At 65.8% G+C, this 13,565-nt stretch carries 14 protein-coding genes and 1 pseudogene; 12 read left to right on the top strand and 3 right to left on the bottom strand.

All coding sequences use genetic code 11. From position 1 onward, the window contains the following. Nucleotides 1–9 precede the first annotated feature (9 nt). Nucleotides 10–789 (top strand): 3-oxoadipate enol-lactonase, encoded by a 780-nt coding sequence (pcaD, locus tag C8D03_RS19730; protein ID WP_108048941.1) that lies wholly within the window; start codon nucleotides 10–12, stop codon nucleotides 787–789. 10 nt (nucleotides 790–799) lie between these two features. Then, nucleotides 800–1,198 (top strand): 4-carboxymuconolactone decarboxylase, encoded by a 399-nt coding sequence (pcaC, locus tag C8D03_RS19725; RefSeq protein ID WP_108048939.1) that lies wholly within the window; start codon nucleotides 800–802, stop codon nucleotides 1,196–1,198. Nucleotides 1,199–1,226: 28 nt separating this feature from the next. Here the strand turns inward: pcaC and C8D03_RS19720 are convergent, their stop codons facing one another. Then, a complete protein-coding gene (locus C8D03_RS19720; protein WP_108048937.1) occupies nucleotides 1,227–1,751 on the bottom strand; it encodes a flavin reductase family protein in 525 nt (174 codons plus the stop codon). A 153-nt stretch (nucleotides 1,752–1,904) separates the two neighbouring features. Next, nucleotides 1,905–2,606: a GntR family transcriptional regulator gene (locus C8D03_RS19715; RefSeq protein ID WP_108048935.1), complete on the bottom strand. Its 702-nt coding sequence runs from the start codon at nucleotides 2,604–2,606 to the stop codon at nucleotides 1,905–1,907. A gap of 259 nt (nucleotides 2,607–2,865) precedes the next feature. Here C8D03_RS19715 and C8D03_RS19710 point away from each other — a divergent pair, with 259 nt between their 5' ends. From C8D03_RS19710 to C8D03_RS19700, 3 genes are read left to right on the top strand one after another with little or no spacing between them, the layout of a single operon-like run. Beyond that, a complete protein-coding gene (locus tag C8D03_RS19710) occupies nucleotides 2,866–3,192 on the top strand; it encodes a cupin domain-containing protein (protein ID WP_108048933.1) in 327 nt (108 codons plus the stop codon). Nucleotides 3,193–3,219: 27 nt separating this feature from the next. Then, the gene (locus C8D03_RS19705; RefSeq protein ID WP_108048931.1) at nucleotides 3,220–4,452 is read left to right on the top strand and encodes an NAD(P)/FAD-dependent oxidoreductase; all 1,233 of its coding nucleotides are present in this window, start codon (nucleotides 3,220–3,222) and stop codon (nucleotides 4,450–4,452) included. A 30-nt stretch (nucleotides 4,453–4,482) separates the two neighbouring features. Further along, nucleotides 4,483–5,493, top strand: coding sequence for a 4-hydroxyproline epimerase (locus C8D03_RS19700; RefSeq protein ID WP_108048929.1), 1,011 nt, complete (start codon nucleotides 4,483–4,485; stop codon nucleotides 5,491–5,493). A 68-nt stretch (nucleotides 5,494–5,561) separates the two neighbouring features. Here C8D03_RS19700 and C8D03_RS19695 read toward each other — a convergent pair whose 3' ends face one another. After that, a complete protein-coding gene (locus tag C8D03_RS19695; protein WP_108048927.1) occupies nucleotides 5,562–6,476 on the bottom strand; it encodes an alpha/beta fold hydrolase in 915 nt (304 codons plus the stop codon). Nucleotides 6,477–6,611: 135 nt separating this feature from the next. On the opposite strand from C8D03_RS19695, the gene C8D03_RS19690 reads away from it, so the two are divergent. From C8D03_RS19690 to C8D03_RS19660, 7 genes and pseudogenes are all read left to right on the top strand, one after another. Further along, nucleotides 6,612–7,514 carry a LysR family transcriptional regulator gene (locus C8D03_RS19690; RefSeq protein WP_108048925.1) on the top strand — a complete coding sequence of 301 codons (903 nt, stop codon included), beginning with the start codon at nucleotides 6,612–6,614 and terminating at the stop codon, nucleotides 7,512–7,514. Between the two features lie 297 nt (nucleotides 7,515–7,811). After that, nucleotides 7,812–8,735, top strand: a complete 924-nt coding sequence (locus C8D03_RS19685) for a branched-chain amino acid ABC transporter permease (RefSeq protein ID WP_108051839.1) — start codon at nucleotides 7,812–7,814, stop codon at nucleotides 8,733–8,735. A 4-nt stretch (nucleotides 8,736–8,739) separates the two neighbouring features. Further along, nucleotides 8,740–10,137 (top strand): high-affinity branched-chain amino acid ABC transporter permease LivM, encoded by a 1,398-nt coding sequence (gene livM, locus C8D03_RS19680; protein ID WP_108048923.1) that lies wholly within the window; start codon nucleotides 8,740–8,742, stop codon nucleotides 10,135–10,137. Then, a pseudogene (locus C8D03_RS19675) lies at nucleotides 10,137–10,976 on the top strand (ABC transporter ATP-binding protein); the annotation flags it as partial. The gene livM and the pseudogene C8D03_RS19675, both read left to right, overlap by 1 nt. A 26-nt stretch (nucleotides 10,977–11,002) precedes the next feature. Continuing rightward, nucleotides 11,003–11,752: an ABC transporter ATP-binding protein gene (locus C8D03_RS19670; RefSeq protein ID WP_108048919.1), complete on the top strand. Its 750-nt coding sequence runs from the start codon at nucleotides 11,003–11,005 to the stop codon at nucleotides 11,750–11,752. 1 nt (nucleotide 11,753) lies between these two features. Then, nucleotides 11,754–12,119 (top strand): DUF6867 family protein, encoded by a 366-nt coding sequence (locus C8D03_RS19665; protein ID WP_108048918.1) that lies wholly within the window; start codon nucleotides 11,754–11,756, stop codon nucleotides 12,117–12,119. A gap of 138 nt (nucleotides 12,120–12,257) precedes the next feature. Beyond that, complete coding sequence (locus C8D03_RS19660) at nucleotides 12,258–13,373, top strand: branched-chain amino acid ABC transporter substrate-binding protein (protein WP_108048916.1); 1,116 nt, start codon at nucleotides 12,258–12,260, stop codon at nucleotides 13,371–13,373. Nucleotides 13,374–13,565 lie beyond the last annotated feature (192 nt).

The following is a 13,565-nucleotide window of genomic DNA, read 5'->3' as shown; positions in this document are numbered from 1 at the left end:
CAGACGCCGATGCCGATCGAAACCATCCGGGGCGAGCCGTTCAACATCCGCTTCGACGGGCCGGCCGACGCGCCGGTGCTGATGCTGTCGAACTCGCTCGGCACCAATCTCTCGATGTGGGACCCACAGATCGCGGAGTGGGCGAAGAGCTTCCGCATCCTGCGCTACGATTCGCGCGGGCACGGCCTTTCGACCGCGACAGACCAGGCTTTTTCGATCGCGACGCTCGGACATGACGCGCTCGCCATCCTCGACCATTTCGGCATCGACAGGGCGCATTGGTGCGGCGTCTCCAAGGGCGGCATGGTCGGCCAGTGGCTCGCGACCCATGCCCGACACCGGATGGACCGCCTCGTGCTCGCAAATACAGCGGCCTATATGGGCCCTGCCGACCTCTGGAACGGCCGGATCAAGACCGTGCGCAGCCAGGGCATGGCCGCGATCGTCCAGGGCACATTGGAGCGCTGGTTCAGCCCACGCTTTCGCGAATCCGACGCCACGACCGTGGCGAAGGTCAGCGAGATGCTGACCACGACCCCGGCCATCGGCTATGCCACCTGCTGCGCCGCGATCCGCGACATGGACCAGCGCGAGGCGATCCACAGCATCGCCAATCCGGTGCTCGTCATCATCGGCACGGTCGATCCGGCGACGCCGCCGGCCGCCGGCCATCTGATTGCCGAGGCCATTCCGGGCTCACGCACGGTTGAGCTCGACGCCGCCCATCTCTCCAATCTCGAGCAGCCGGAAGCCTTCACGGGCGCCGTACTCGACTTCTTGAAGGTCTGAGGAGCCCACCATGGACGAGAAGACCCGCTACGACGAGGGCATGAAGACCCGCCGCGCCGTCCTCGGCGCTGCTTATGTCGACAAGGCCAGCGCCGGCGTCACCGATTTCAACGGCGAGTGGCAGGAGTTCATCACCCGCACGGCCTGGAACGACATCTGGAACCGGCCGGGCCTGATCCGCCGCGAGCGCTCGATCATCGTGCTGGCGATCGCGGCCTCGCTCGGCGCCTGGGGCGAATTCCGCATCCATGTCCGCGGCGCCATCAACAACGGGCTCAGCCGCGAGGAGATCAAGGAGGTGCTGCTGCAGACGGCGATCTATGCCGGCGTGCCGGCCTCGAACCATGCCTTCAAGGAGGCCGCCGGCGTCTTCGCCGAGATGGAAGCGGAAGCCGCCGCCGGGGCCTGAGTTTCCGGGGCCTGCGCATCTCGACCGGCTACACTGACTCGAACTGCCGCTTCCGGTAGATCAGGCTCGTCGCTCCGGCCGGGCTCTTGGCTGCGCCTCCGAGCCCGAGGACCTCGCCGATCAGGATGCGGTGGGTCGCAACATCATGCGCCGCGACGAGCCGGCAATCGAAGGCGGCGACGGCATCCTGCAGCACTGGCGCTCCGGTCGCGAGGCTGCCCCAACGCCGCGATCCGAACCGCGCCTCGCCTTCGATGCCCCGCCGGCTGGCAAAGATTTCGGCCAGTTCGTCGCCATCGCCCGGCAGCGTATTGATGCAGAACACTCCGCTCGCCTCAATCACGGCCAGGGTCCGGCTTGGGCGCGCGATGCAGACCAGCACGGTTGGTGGTGCATCCGAGACGGAGGCCACGGCGGTCGCGGTCAGCCCGATCCGGCCATGAGGCCCGATCGTCGTAACGATATGCACCGCACTCGCAACCCGCGCCATGGCGTCGCGAAAGAGCGCGGCCTCGGGCGTAGCCCGCAGCACGGGTTGAACGGGTTCTGTCATCGGATTCCGGATAGCCGACACGGGCGGGTTCGCCGGTCATGTAGAGGTTGCGGCCCGGAAAAGCCAGATTCGCCCGTGATCGTCGGCGAAGCGGCGCCTGCAACCCGGATGATCGTCACATATATCACCGACATCCGATGCGCCCGGCCGCTGTCAATCGCGACCGAGCGTCGCCAGCAGCCCGCTGCGCAGATGCAGCATCAGGGCATCGCTCGCCAGCATCGCAGCCGCCGGATCGGCCGTCGCCAGCGCCTGAGCGAAGGCGGCATGATGCGCCGCTGCCGGAAGCAGGTCGTCCTGCCGCTCGAAATGATACCACGCACGCCGGATCAGGGCCTGAAGCGGCTCGACCGCGCGCGTGGCATAAGGACTGCGCGCAGCCGCAGCCACGGTGGCATCGAGTTCCTTGTCGAGCCGCATATAGGCGTTCGCGTCGCCGTCCTGCGCGGCAGCGCGCATCGCCCGCGCCTTCTCGACGATCGCGATCCGCTCGCGCGGACTGGCCCGTTTTGCCGCATCGGAGGCGATCAGGCGTTCCAGCACCTCGCGCGCGTCGAGGGCGGCCATGATGTCGATCGCATTGATGCCGGCAATGACGACGCCCTTGCGCGGCAGGACCTCGACCAGCCCCTGCTGCGCCAGGCGGATCAGCGCCTCGCGCACGGGGGTCCGTCCGACGCCGACCATGTCGATCATCTGCGCCTCGGTCAGCACCGCGCCTGGCCGCAGCGACAGCGTCACGATCGCCTCCTCGAGCCTGCGATAGGCGACCTCCGTCAGGCTGGGCGCATGCTGCGGCGGCGCCAGCGCAGTCTCCTCCGGCGGGCCGGCGTCCGAAACCGACCGCAAGTTCATGCGCCCTCTCCCCGCCCAGGAACCAGGATTGACGCATTGACAATCATTGATATATCAACCTCATGGATCGCTACCGGACGCTGCTCCTGCAATCTGCAAGCGAAACGGGCCGACGCGCAAGGAGCATTATGCCATGACCGGGCCGGGCAGCGGGTCCCCCTGCGAAGACCTCGACCTCCCGGCACGGCTGATGCAGAACACCATGCTGCGCGAGCCGCTCCTGCGGCACCCGGCGCCGACTTGCTGACCGGAGACCGGAATGGCCTTCACCTGCACGATTCCCGCCATTCCAACCGTCCAGCAGGACGATGACGCCGTCCGCATCACACGCTGGGATTTTGAGCCCGGCGCGGTCACCGGCTGGCACAGCCATGGCTGGCCCTATTTCGTCGTCATGCTGGTCGAAGGCACGCTGCGCATCCACGACGGCACGAAGACGACCGACGTACCGCTCGCACAGGGGCAGGCCTATATGCGCCCGGCCGGCATCGAGCACGACGTCATGAACGGCTCGCCGCACCCGATCGCCTTCGTCGAGATCGAGGTCAAGCGGCCGGACGCACTCAAGCAACTCTCGTTGTCATGAAGGCCCGGCCATGAAGAGAGCCCTGTGATGAAGATCGCCATCGTCGGGGCGGGCATTGTCGGCTCCGCCATCGCCCATGCGCTGCTCGACGAAGGCCATGAGGTCCTGATCCTCGACAAGGAGGGACCCGGTTTCGGCCCCTCGCGCGGCAATGCCGGCTGGATCGCGCATACCGACATCCTGCCGATCGCGAGCCCCAAGATCCTGCGGCAGGTCCCGAAATTCCTGCTCGATCCGCTCGGCCCGCTGGCGATCCGCCCGGCCTATTTCCCCAGGCTCCTGCCCTGGCTGCTGCGTTTCGTGCTGGCGGCGCGGCCGGAGGCCTATGAGCGCTCGATCCAGGGCATCGGCGCGCTCCAGCAGCGCGCCCTGCCAGCCTGGCTGGCGAGGGCGAAGAGTGCCGGCCTCGAGAGCCATATCCACCGCAAGGGCGGACTCTACGCCTTCACCGAGGCCGGTGCCTTCGCGGAGGCGCGCGACATCGCCAGGCGCCAGGCCGAGTTCGGCATCACGGTCGAGATGATCGGGGCGCAGGAGCTGCGCCAGTTCGAGCCGGCCCTGAAAGACAAGTTCGTCGGCGCCGCCTTCCACCCCGACACCGCCCATATCAGCGATCCGCTCGACCTCACGCTGGCCCTGTTCGAGGCGGCACTGGCACGCGGCGCGACCTTCGAAAAGGCGGAGATCACCAATATCTCGTCAGGCGAGCGCCCTGCCCTGATCGGCCATGACGGCTTCCAGCGCGTCGTCGACCGCGCCGTGATCGCGGCCGGCGCCTGGTCGAAGCCGCTGGCGTCTGCGCTCGGCGACAAGGTCCCGCTCGACACCGAGCGCGGCTACAATGTCAGCTTCCCCGGCGTGACCGGGCTGACCACGCGGCCCATCGGCTTCGAGGGCCACGGCTTCGTCATGACGCCGCTGGAGAGCGGCCTGCGCATTGGTGGCGCCGTCGAGTTCGGCGGGCTGGAGGCGCCTCCGAACCACGGCCGCACCAGGATCCTCTACGACAAGGCAAGCCAACTCGTGGACGGCCTGCCGGCCTTCGACAGCGGCACTCTCTGGATGGGGTTCCGCCCGTCCCTGCCCGACTCGCTGCCCGTGATCGGCGCGGCCAGCCGCAACCCGCAAGTGGTCTACGCCTTCGGCCACGGCCATTACGGCATGACGCAATCGACCGTGACGGCCGATCTCGTGGCTGCCCTCATCGCCGGTCGCGCGCCCGCAATCGACCTCGCGCCGTTCAGCCCTCGCCGCTTCTGAATCACCTCGACAACCGACCGAGCCAAACCCATGAGCACTCACACCTTTTTCTGCGTCGACGGACACACCTGCGGCAACCCGGTGCGCATGGTCGCGGGCGGTGCCCCGCCACTCAAGGGCGCGAATATGGTGGAAAAGCGCGCGCATTTCCTGGCCGAATATGACTGGATCCGCACCGGACTGATGTTCGAGCCGCGCGGCCACGACGTCATGTCGGGCTCGATCCTCTATCCGCCGACGCGCGACGACGCCGACATCGCCTTCCTCTTCATCGAGACCTCGGGCTGCCTGCCGATGTGCGGCCACGGCACCATCGGAACGGTGACGATGGCGCTGGAACGCGGCCTCGTCACGCCGCGCGAGGAAGGCGTGCTCAGGATCGATACGCCAGCCGGGCTGGTGACGGCGCGCTACACCCGCAACGGCGACTATGTCGACAATGTCCGCATCACCAACATCGCCTCCTATCTCCACGCGACGGGCCTCACCGCCGAGATCGAGGAGCTGGGCGAGGTGACGGTCGATGTCGCCTATGGCGGCAATTTCTATGCGATCGTCGATCCGCAAGCCACTTTCAGCGACATCGCCGACATCAACCCCTCGGATATCCAGCGCTGGAGCCCGAAACTGCGCACGGCGCTGAACGCCAAATACGAATTCATCCACCCGGAGAACCCGGCGATCAACGGGCTGAGCCACATCCTCTGGACCGGCGCGCCGACCAAGCAGGAGGCACATGCCCGCAACGCCGTGTTCTATGGCGACAAGGCGATCGACCGCTCGCCCTGCGGCACCGGCACCTCGTCGCGGATGGCGCAATGGGCCGCTCAAGGGCGGCTCCAGGTCGGCGACGACTTCGTCCATGAAAGCATCATCGGCACGATGTTCCGCGGCCGGGTCGAGGCCGCAGCCCAGGTCGGTCCGTTCGAGGCGATCATCCCCTCCATCGAGGGCTGGGCCCGCATGACCGGCTACAACACCATCTTCATCGACGACCGCGACCCGCTGGCCCACGGCTTCCTGGTGACGGACAAAGCCTGAGCGCAGACAGCGTCGGAAGAACGCGAAAGGGCCCTTTCGTCGTCATGTCGCAATATTACGCGGCGAGATCAGCGCTTCTTGTCGAGGAAGGTGCGCACGGCGGCGATGGTCGCGACCGGCTGCTCTTCCATCAGCCAATGGCCGGAATCGGCGATCACCACTTCCGTCACATCGCTGGCCGCATTGCGCATCACCAGCGCCTGCGTCGCCCCGAAGGACTTCTCGCCGCCGATGGCCAGAACCGGCATGGCGAGCTTGGGCGAGAGCGTCTTGGCATTGTCCAGCGCGTCCTGCCGGATCGCGGTGAACTGCGCGAAGGCAGAGCGCATCGCGCCCGGCCGGGCATAAAGCGCGGCATAATGCTGGCGCGTCCCCTCGTCGATCCGGGCCGGGTTGGCAGCGAAATCGTTCCAGAAGCGGTCGAGATAGATCCGCTCGCGTCCGGCGATCAGGCGCTCCATGTCCGGGCCCGTGAGATCGAAGTGCCACAACCGCGGATCGCGCACGATCTGATCCCAGGGCGGCACGCCGGGCACCGGCGCATCCATCACCGTCAGTGTCTCGGTCTTGTCCGGGTAGCGCGCGGCGTAGGCATAAGCGACCATTGTCCCAATGTCGTGGCCGACGATCGCGGCGCGGTCGATGCCGAGCGCCGTCAGCACGGCGCGGATGTCACCGGCCTGATTATGCTTGTCGTAACCGCCGGCCGGGTGGGACGACAGGCCCATGCCGCGCAGATCGGGCACGATGACACGATGGTCGCGTGCCAGGTCGGCGGCGAGCGGCGCCCACATGTCGCCGGTGTCGCCGAAGCCGTGGATCAGCACCACCGCCGGCCCCTGCCCGCCGACGCGCACATGCAGCGTCGTGTCACCGGCCTGGATCTCCTGCGTCCGGAAACCCGGTGGAAAGGGATGAACCTGGGCAACCGCCGGCAGCGACAGCGACATCGTGGCCAGCGCTGCCATCACGAATTTGCGCATGATCGTTCTCCTCCAGACCGGGCGGCGGCCGCCTGGCCGTCGTTGCGTACCCCTTGGATCGCTCCGGATATGGCGCATTCGGGATGTTCCGATTAGCCTTCTGCTGACGTAACTGGATTTCGGAAAAGCCGAACAATGTTGAAGCTCGACGGCATCGCCTCCTTCGTCGCCGTGGCGGAGGGCGGTTCGATCAGCGAGGCCGCACGCCGCCAGCGGCTGTCGAAATCGGTCGTCAGCGAACGGCTCGCCGAACTCGAACGCGCGCTTGGCGCGACGCTGCTGCGCCGGACCACACGCAAACTCGCCTTCACCGAGCACGGCTCGGCCTTCCTGGCACGGGCACGACGCATCTTGCGCGAGGTTGAGGACGCCACAGCCGATGTTGCCGAAGGTCGGGGTGAACTGACCGGACCGCTGCGCATCTCGGCGCCGGTCACCTTCGGGCGCATGCATCTCGGGCCAGCGCTCTATCCGTTCCTGCAGCGCTATCCGGACATCGCCCTCACGCTCGATCTCGACGATCGCCGCGTCGATGCCGCCGCCGACGGCTATGACGCCGTGGTCCGGCACGGCGCGATCGAGGATTCGCGGCTCGTCGCCTGGAAGCTGGCGGCCAGCCGCCGCCATCTGGTCGCCTCGCCGGCCTATCTCGAACGTTGCGGTACTCCGGCCTCAGCCGCGGACCTCGCCGGGCACCGCTGCATCTTCTACGCCAATCGCGGTGTCGGCGATTGGCGCTTCCGCGACCGCGATGGCGTCGTCGTCCTGCGCGGCAGGGTCGGCCTGCTGGTCAACAATGGCGACGTGATGCGGGACGCGGCGCTGGCCGGAGTCGGCCTGGCGATGCTTCCGACGTTCATCGTCGGCGAAGCGCTGCGCACCGGCGCCCTCATCGCGCTCGACCTCGGCTTCGAGCCGGAAAACGAATTCCTCTACATCGCGCATCCCGAGGGCCGGCGCCCTTCCGCCAAGCTCAAAGCCTTTGCCGATTGCCTGCGCGCGGCCTTCGGAGACCCACCCTATTGGGAGCCGGCCTGACCGGAGGTCACAAAAGTGACGGGATGCAGCAATGTCGGGGGACGCAACTTTCGTCGCATGGAGACGCTGGCGCCTGCCTGAACCACAATCATCTTGCGCGAAATCGGCGCCCTGCCGCAGACATTGCTGCACATTTGCGAGGCAATTCACCGCAGATTGCTTTTGACAGTTTTGTGGCCCGGCGCGATTGTCGAAACCGCAAGGCGTTGGTAGCTCTGCATGGTGATCGCATCCCGCATGCGTCGGCGTCATGCCGGCGGACAGAACGGGAGCGTGTTCGAGGGGTCGGCGTCGTCGATGGAAGTTTTCCTGCAGCAGCTCATCAACGGGCTGACCCTGGGGTCGATCTACGGCCTCATCGCCATCGGCTACACGATGGTTTTCGGCATCATCGGCATGGTCAACTTCGCCCATGGCGATATCTTCATGCTGTCGGCCTTCATCGCGCTGATCTTCTTCATGCTGCTCACGGCGGTGCTCGGCACGGGCGCAGCCATGGTGATGATCGCATTGGTCATCGTGCTGGCGCTGGCGATGTTCTTCACCTCGCTCTGGAACTGGGCGATCGAGCGCGTCGCCTACCGGCCGCTGCGCGGCTCCTTCCGGCTCGCCCCGCTGATCTCGGCGATCGGCATGTCGATCTTCCTGATGAACTTCGTCCAGGTCGTGCAGGGCCCGCGCAACAAGTCGACGCCGCCGATGCTGAACAAGTCGATCACGCTGATCGACAGCGCGACCTATTCCGTCCAGATCTCCTACAAGCAGATCGTCATCATCGTGACGACCGCCGTGCTGCTCGCGGCCTTCTGGTACATCGTCCAGAAGACACCGCTCGGGCGCGCCCAGCGCGCCTGCGAGCAGGACCGCAAGATGGCCGCGCTTCTCGGCATCGACGTCGACCGCACGATCTCGATCACCTTCGTCATGGGCGCGGCTCTCGCCGCCGTCGCTGGCGTCATGTACCTCGTCCTTTACGGCGTGGTCAGCTTCAATGACGGCTTCATCCCGGGCGTAAAGGCTTTCACCGCAGCCGTGCTCGGCGGCATCGGCTCGCTGCCCGGCGCGGTCATCGGCGGCCTGCTGATCGGGCTGATCGAGGTGATGTGGTCGGCCTATTTCACCATCGACTACAAGGATGTCGCCGCCTTCTGCATCCTGGCGATCGTCCTTGTCTTCATGCCCTCGGGCATTCTCGGCCGCCCCGAAGTCGAGAAGGTCTGAACGCATGGCCACACCCGCAACCACGCCTGCGGCCTCTGCGCCCGCGGCCTCCCAGCGTGATCTCAAGGCCGCGGTGAAGGAAGCGGGCTTCGCCGCCCTCGTCACCTTCGGCCTGTGCATCCCGATCATCGCCTGGGGCACGCGCCAGAACATGGACAATGTCCTGGTGCTCGATCCGCGCTGGGATGCGGTCGCCTGGGCCGTTGCGATCGTCTTCGTCGGACGCCTGATCATCGTGCTGCGCCAGCAGACGAAATCGGAACGCAAATCGCTCGTGCGCTTCCTGCCGCCCGGCACCTTCGCCTTCTTCCAGCGCCATTCGCGGATTTTCTCGCTGTTCGGCCTCGGCTTTCTCGTCACCTTCCCGATCATCGCGATCAATCTGGCGGGCTGGGGCGGCGCGCTGAAATGGATCGACAATTTCGGCGTCCAGATCCTGATCTACGTCATGCTCGGCTGGGGCCTGAACATCGTCGTCGGCCTCGCCGGCCTGCTCGACCTCGGCTATGTCGCCTTCTACGCGGTCGGCGCCTATTCCTACGCGCTGCTCGCCAAGAATTTCGGCCTTTCCTTCTGGATCCTGCTGCCGATGTCGGGGATCCTGGCTGCCTTCTGGGGCATGCTGCTCGGCTTCCCCGTGCTGCGTCTGCGGGGCGACTATCTCGCCATCGTGACGCTCGCCTTCGGCGAGATCATCCGCCTCGTCCTGATCAACTGGGTCGATTTTTCCGGCGGCTATGCCGGCATCTCCGGCATCCCGCGCCCGAGCTTTTTCGGCATTCCCTTCAACGCCAGCGACGAGGGCTTCGCCGCACGTTTCGGGCTCGAATTCTCGCCGCTCTACCGCACGATCTTCCTCTATTACCTGATCCTGTGCCTGGCGCTGCTGACCGCCTTCGTGACGCTGCGCTTGCGCCGGCTGCCCGTCGGCCGGGCGTGGGAAGCGCTGCGCGAGGACGAGATCGCCTGCCGCTCGCTCGGCATCAACACCACCAGCACGAAGCTCACCGCCTTCTCGATCGGCGCGATGTTCGGCGGCTTCGCGGGCGCCTTCTTCTCGGCGCGGCAGGGTTTCATTTCGCCTGAATCCTTCGTCTTCATGGAATCGGCGATCATCCTGGCCATCGTCGTACTCGGCGGCATGGGCTCGCTCTGGGGCTGCGCCATCGCTGCGATCGCAATGATCGGCGGCACCGAACTGCTGCGCGAGCTGGATTGGCTCAAGGTGATTTTCGGCAACGACTTTGACCCGACGAAGTACCGCATGCTGATCTTCGGCCTCGCCATGGTCGTGATCATGATCTGGAAGCCGCGCGGCCTGATCTCGACCCGCGAACCGACCGCCTTCCTGAAGGAGAAGAAGACGATCTCGGCCGATCTGGTCCAGGAGGGACACGGCTGATGACGACGCCGATCTCAGGGGCCTCTGCCCCTCACGGAAAGCCGCTGCTCCAGGTCGAGCACGTCACCATGCGCTTCGGCGGGCTGACCGCCGTCAACGACCTCTCCTTCGAAGCCCGCAAGGGCGACATCACGGCGCTGATCGGCCCCAACGGCGCCGGCAAGACCACGGTGTTCAACTGCATCACCGGCTTCTACAAGCCGACCGAAGGCATGATCACGCTCACGCAGGACTCAGGCGACAGCTACCTGCTCGAGCGCATGCCGGATTTCCAGATCAGCTGGAAGGCCAAGGTCGCCCGCACCTTCCAGAACATCCGCCTGTTCGGCGGCATGACCGTGCTGGAGAACCTGCTGGTCGCGCAGCACAACCCGCTGATGATCGCCTCGGGCTACACCTTCCTCGGCGTGCTCGGTATCGGCGGCTACAAGGCGCGCGAGAAGGAGGCGATCGAGAAAGCCACCTTCTGGCTGGAGAAGATCAACCTGATCGACCGCGCCGACGATCCCGCCGCGGACCTGCCTTATGGCGACCAGCGCCGGCTCGAGATCGCGCGCGCCATGTGCACCGATCCCGTGCTGCTCTGCCTCGACGAGCCGGCCGCCGGCCTCAACCCGCGCGAGAGCCATGACCTCAACACGCTGCTGCTCTCGATCCGCAAGGACATCGGCACGGCGCTGCTCTTGATCGAGCACGACATGTCGGTGGTGATGGAAATCTCGGATCATGTCGTGGTGCTCGACTACGGCACCAAGATCGCCGACGGCACGCCGGCCGAAGTCCAGGCCGATCCGAAGGTCATCGCAGCCTATCTCGGGGTCGACGACGACGAGGTCGCGGCTGTCGAAGCGGAGGTCGGAATCGCGTGACCGAGGCCAATCCTCCAACCACCGCCGCGCCTCTTCTCGCCGTCCGCGGCGTCAAGACCTATTACGGCAAGATCATCGCGCTGAAGGGCGTCGACATCGATGTCCGCGAAGGCGAGATCGTCACCATGATCGGCGCCAACGGTGCCGGCAAATCCACCCTGATGATGACGATCTTCGGCAACCCGCAGGCGCGCGAGGGCACAATCACCTATGAGGGGCGTGACATCACGAAGATGCCGAGCCATCTGATCGCACGCCTGGGAATAGCTCAGTCTCCTGAGGGAAGACGCATCTTCCCGCGCATGACCGTGTTCGAGAACCTGCAGATGGGGGCGGCCGTGCGCGACCTCGCGCATTTCGACGAGGATCTGGAGAAGATCTGCACGCTGTTCCCGCGCATCAAGGAACGCCTGCAGCAGCGCGGCGGCACGCTCTCGGGCGGCGAGCAGCAGATGGTGGCGATCGCGCGCGCACTGATGGCGCGCCCCAAGCTGCTCCTGCTCGACGAGCCCTCGCTCGGTCTCGCACCGCTGATCGTCAAGCAGATCTTCGAAGCGATCCGCGAACTGAACCGGACGCAGGGGTTGACCGTCTTCCTGGTCGAGCAGAACGCCTTCCATGCGCTCAAGCTCGCCCATCGCGGCTATGTCATGGTCAATGGCGTCGTCACCATGAGCGGCACCGGCCAGGAACTCCTGGCCAACCCGCAAGTGCGCGCCGCCTATCTCGAAGGCGGGAGGCACTGACATGCAGGGCATCCTCTACGAAGAACCGACGGTCTGGCTGTTCCTGCTGGTGTCGGTCGTCATGGGCGGCTGGCTCGCCTGGATGGCGGGCCGCGCCATCGCGAAGACCTGGCGCCCGGCCTGGCAGCTTGTCGTCTACATGCTGGTGCTGGGGCTGTTCGTCCGGTTCATCCATTTCGCCCTGTTCGAGGCGACCCTGCTGACGCTGCACTACTACATCGTCGACGTGATCGTCCTGATGGCATTCGGTTTCGCCGGCTGGCGCTACAACCTCGCCCGACAGATGACGACGCAGTATCGCTGGCTCTACGAGCGCACCGGCCCCTTCTCGTGGAAGGCGCGGGAAAGCACCGGAAAGCCCGCCTAAAGGACCAAATTCATTAAGAGCTTGTCACGTGACACACGCCGGAAAACGCGCCAGACTGCGCTTCACGGTGGCACCACGCGCCGAGACGGGCGGACCATCCAGCCCGTTCATCGTTACAATGCAGGGGAGTCTCATCTCATGAAGAAACTGCTGTTGAGCGGCATCGCGCTCGGCGCGGTCCTCGCCTTTTCCGGCGTGGCCAATGCCCAGGTCAAGGTCGGCGTCGCCGGCCCGATCACCGGCCCCAACGCCGCCTTCGGCGCCCAGTTGAAGAACGGCACCGAGCAGGCGATCGAGGACATCAACGCCGCTGGCGGCGTCCTCGGCCAGAAGCTCCAGCTCTCGGTCGGCGACGATGTCTCCGATCCGAAGCAGGGCGTCTCCGTCGCCAACAAGTTCGTCGGCGACGGCGTCAAATGGGTGGTCGGTCACTTCAACTCCGGCGTCACCATGCCGGCCTCCGAAGTCTATGCCGAGAACGGCATGCTGATGATCTCGCCTTCGGCCACCAACCCGAAGATCACCGAGCGCGGCCTCTGGAACACCTTCCGTACCTGCGGTCGTGACGACCAGCAGGGTGAGGTCGCGGCGGCCTACATCGCCAAGAACTTCAAGGACAAGAAGATCGCGGTCATCCACGACAAGACAACCTATGGCCAGGGCCTGGCCGACGAAACCCGCAAGGGCATGGTCAAGGCAGGCGTCAAGGACGTGCTCTATGAAGGCGTGAACGCCGGCGAAAAGGACTTCTCGGCCCTGATCTCGAAGATCAAGTCGGTCGGCGCGGACTTCGTCTACTGGGGCGGCCTGCACACCGAAGGCGGTCTGATCGTGCGCCAGATGCGCGACCAGGGCGTCAAGGCCGTGCTGATCTCCGGCGACGGCATCACCACCGACGAGTTCGCCACGATCGGCGGCCCCGGCGTCGAAGGCACGCTGATGACCTTCCCGCCGGACCCGCAGAAGCGCCCCGAGGCGGCCGCCATCGTCAAGAAGTTCGAAGCCAAGAACTTCAAGCCCGAGGCCTACACCCTGTACAGCTACGCTGCCGTGCAGATCATGGCCGAAGGCGCCAAGCGCGCCAACTCGGTCGACCCCAAGAAGATCTCCGAAGCGCTCAAGGGCGGCGCGGCCGTCAAGACCGTCATCGGCGACATCGCCTTCGACAAGAAGGGGGACATCACCCGCCCGGACTACACGATGTACACTTGGAAGAAGGGCACCGACGGCAAGATCACTTACGTCGAGAATTGATCTCGATATCTGATCGCCTCAGCGCGTGAAACGAGACCGCCCCGGTGCAAGCCGGGGCGGTTTTCGTTTTGGTGACCGTCGCCATTCTCGGGGGCAGCGAAGCGCAGACCCGAGAAGCTGGTGACGAGAAGGCACCCAAGCCTGCTTCGACGAGAGATGCTTGGGTCGCGCCCGAGCATGACGCGGCCTTCG

Origin of the sequence: Bosea sp. 124 (assembly GCF_003046175.1) — a bacterium.
GTDB lineage: Bacteria > Pseudomonadota > Alphaproteobacteria > Rhizobiales > Beijerinckiaceae > Allobosea.
Note: the sequence above shows the minus strand (reverse complement) of the source record. Positions and strands in the feature narration are given on the sequence as shown.

What these genes read in the sequence shown, in the direction of transcription:
- pcaD (WP_108048941.1), top strand. Translation starts at nt 10, where the DNA reads ATGCCGATCGAAACCATCCGGGGCGAGCCGTTCAACATCCGCTTCGAC.
- pcaC (WP_108048939.1), top strand. Translation starts at nt 800, where the DNA reads ATGGACGAGAAGACCCGCTACGACGAGGGCATGAAGACCCGCCGCGCC.
- C8D03_RS19720 (WP_108048937.1), bottom strand. Translation starts at nt 1,751, where the DNA reads ATGACAGAACCCGTTCAACCCGTGCTGCGGGCTACGCCCGAGGCCGCG.
- C8D03_RS19715 (WP_108048935.1), bottom strand. Translation starts at nt 2,606, where the DNA reads ATGAACTTGCGGTCGGTTTCGGACGCCGGCCCGCCGGAGGAGACTGCG.
- C8D03_RS19710 (WP_108048933.1), top strand. Translation starts at nt 2,866, where the DNA reads ATGGCCTTCACCTGCACGATTCCCGCCATTCCAACCGTCCAGCAGGAC.
- C8D03_RS19705 (WP_108048931.1), top strand. Translation starts at nt 3,220, where the DNA reads ATGAAGATCGCCATCGTCGGGGCGGGCATTGTCGGCTCCGCCATCGCC.
- C8D03_RS19700 (WP_108048929.1), top strand. Translation starts at nt 4,483, where the DNA reads ATGAGCACTCACACCTTTTTCTGCGTCGACGGACACACCTGCGGCAAC.
- C8D03_RS19695 (WP_108048927.1), bottom strand. Translation starts at nt 6,476, where the DNA reads ATGCGCAAATTCGTGATGGCAGCGCTGGCCACGATGTCGCTGTCGCTG.
- C8D03_RS19690 (WP_108048925.1), top strand. Translation starts at nt 6,612, where the DNA reads ATGTTGAAGCTCGACGGCATCGCCTCCTTCGTCGCCGTGGCGGAGGGC.
- C8D03_RS19685 (WP_108051839.1), top strand. Translation starts at nt 7,812, where the DNA reads ATGGAAGTTTTCCTGCAGCAGCTCATCAACGGGCTGACCCTGGGGTCG.
- livM (WP_108048923.1), top strand. Translation starts at nt 8,740, where the DNA reads ATGGCCACACCCGCAACCACGCCTGCGGCCTCTGCGCCCGCGGCCTCC.
- C8D03_RS19665 (WP_108048918.1), top strand. Translation starts at nt 11,754, where the DNA reads ATGCAGGGCATCCTCTACGAAGAACCGACGGTCTGGCTGTTCCTGCTG.
- C8D03_RS19660 (WP_108048916.1), top strand. Translation starts at nt 12,258, where the DNA reads ATGAAGAAACTGCTGTTGAGCGGCATCGCGCTCGGCGCGGTCCTCGCC.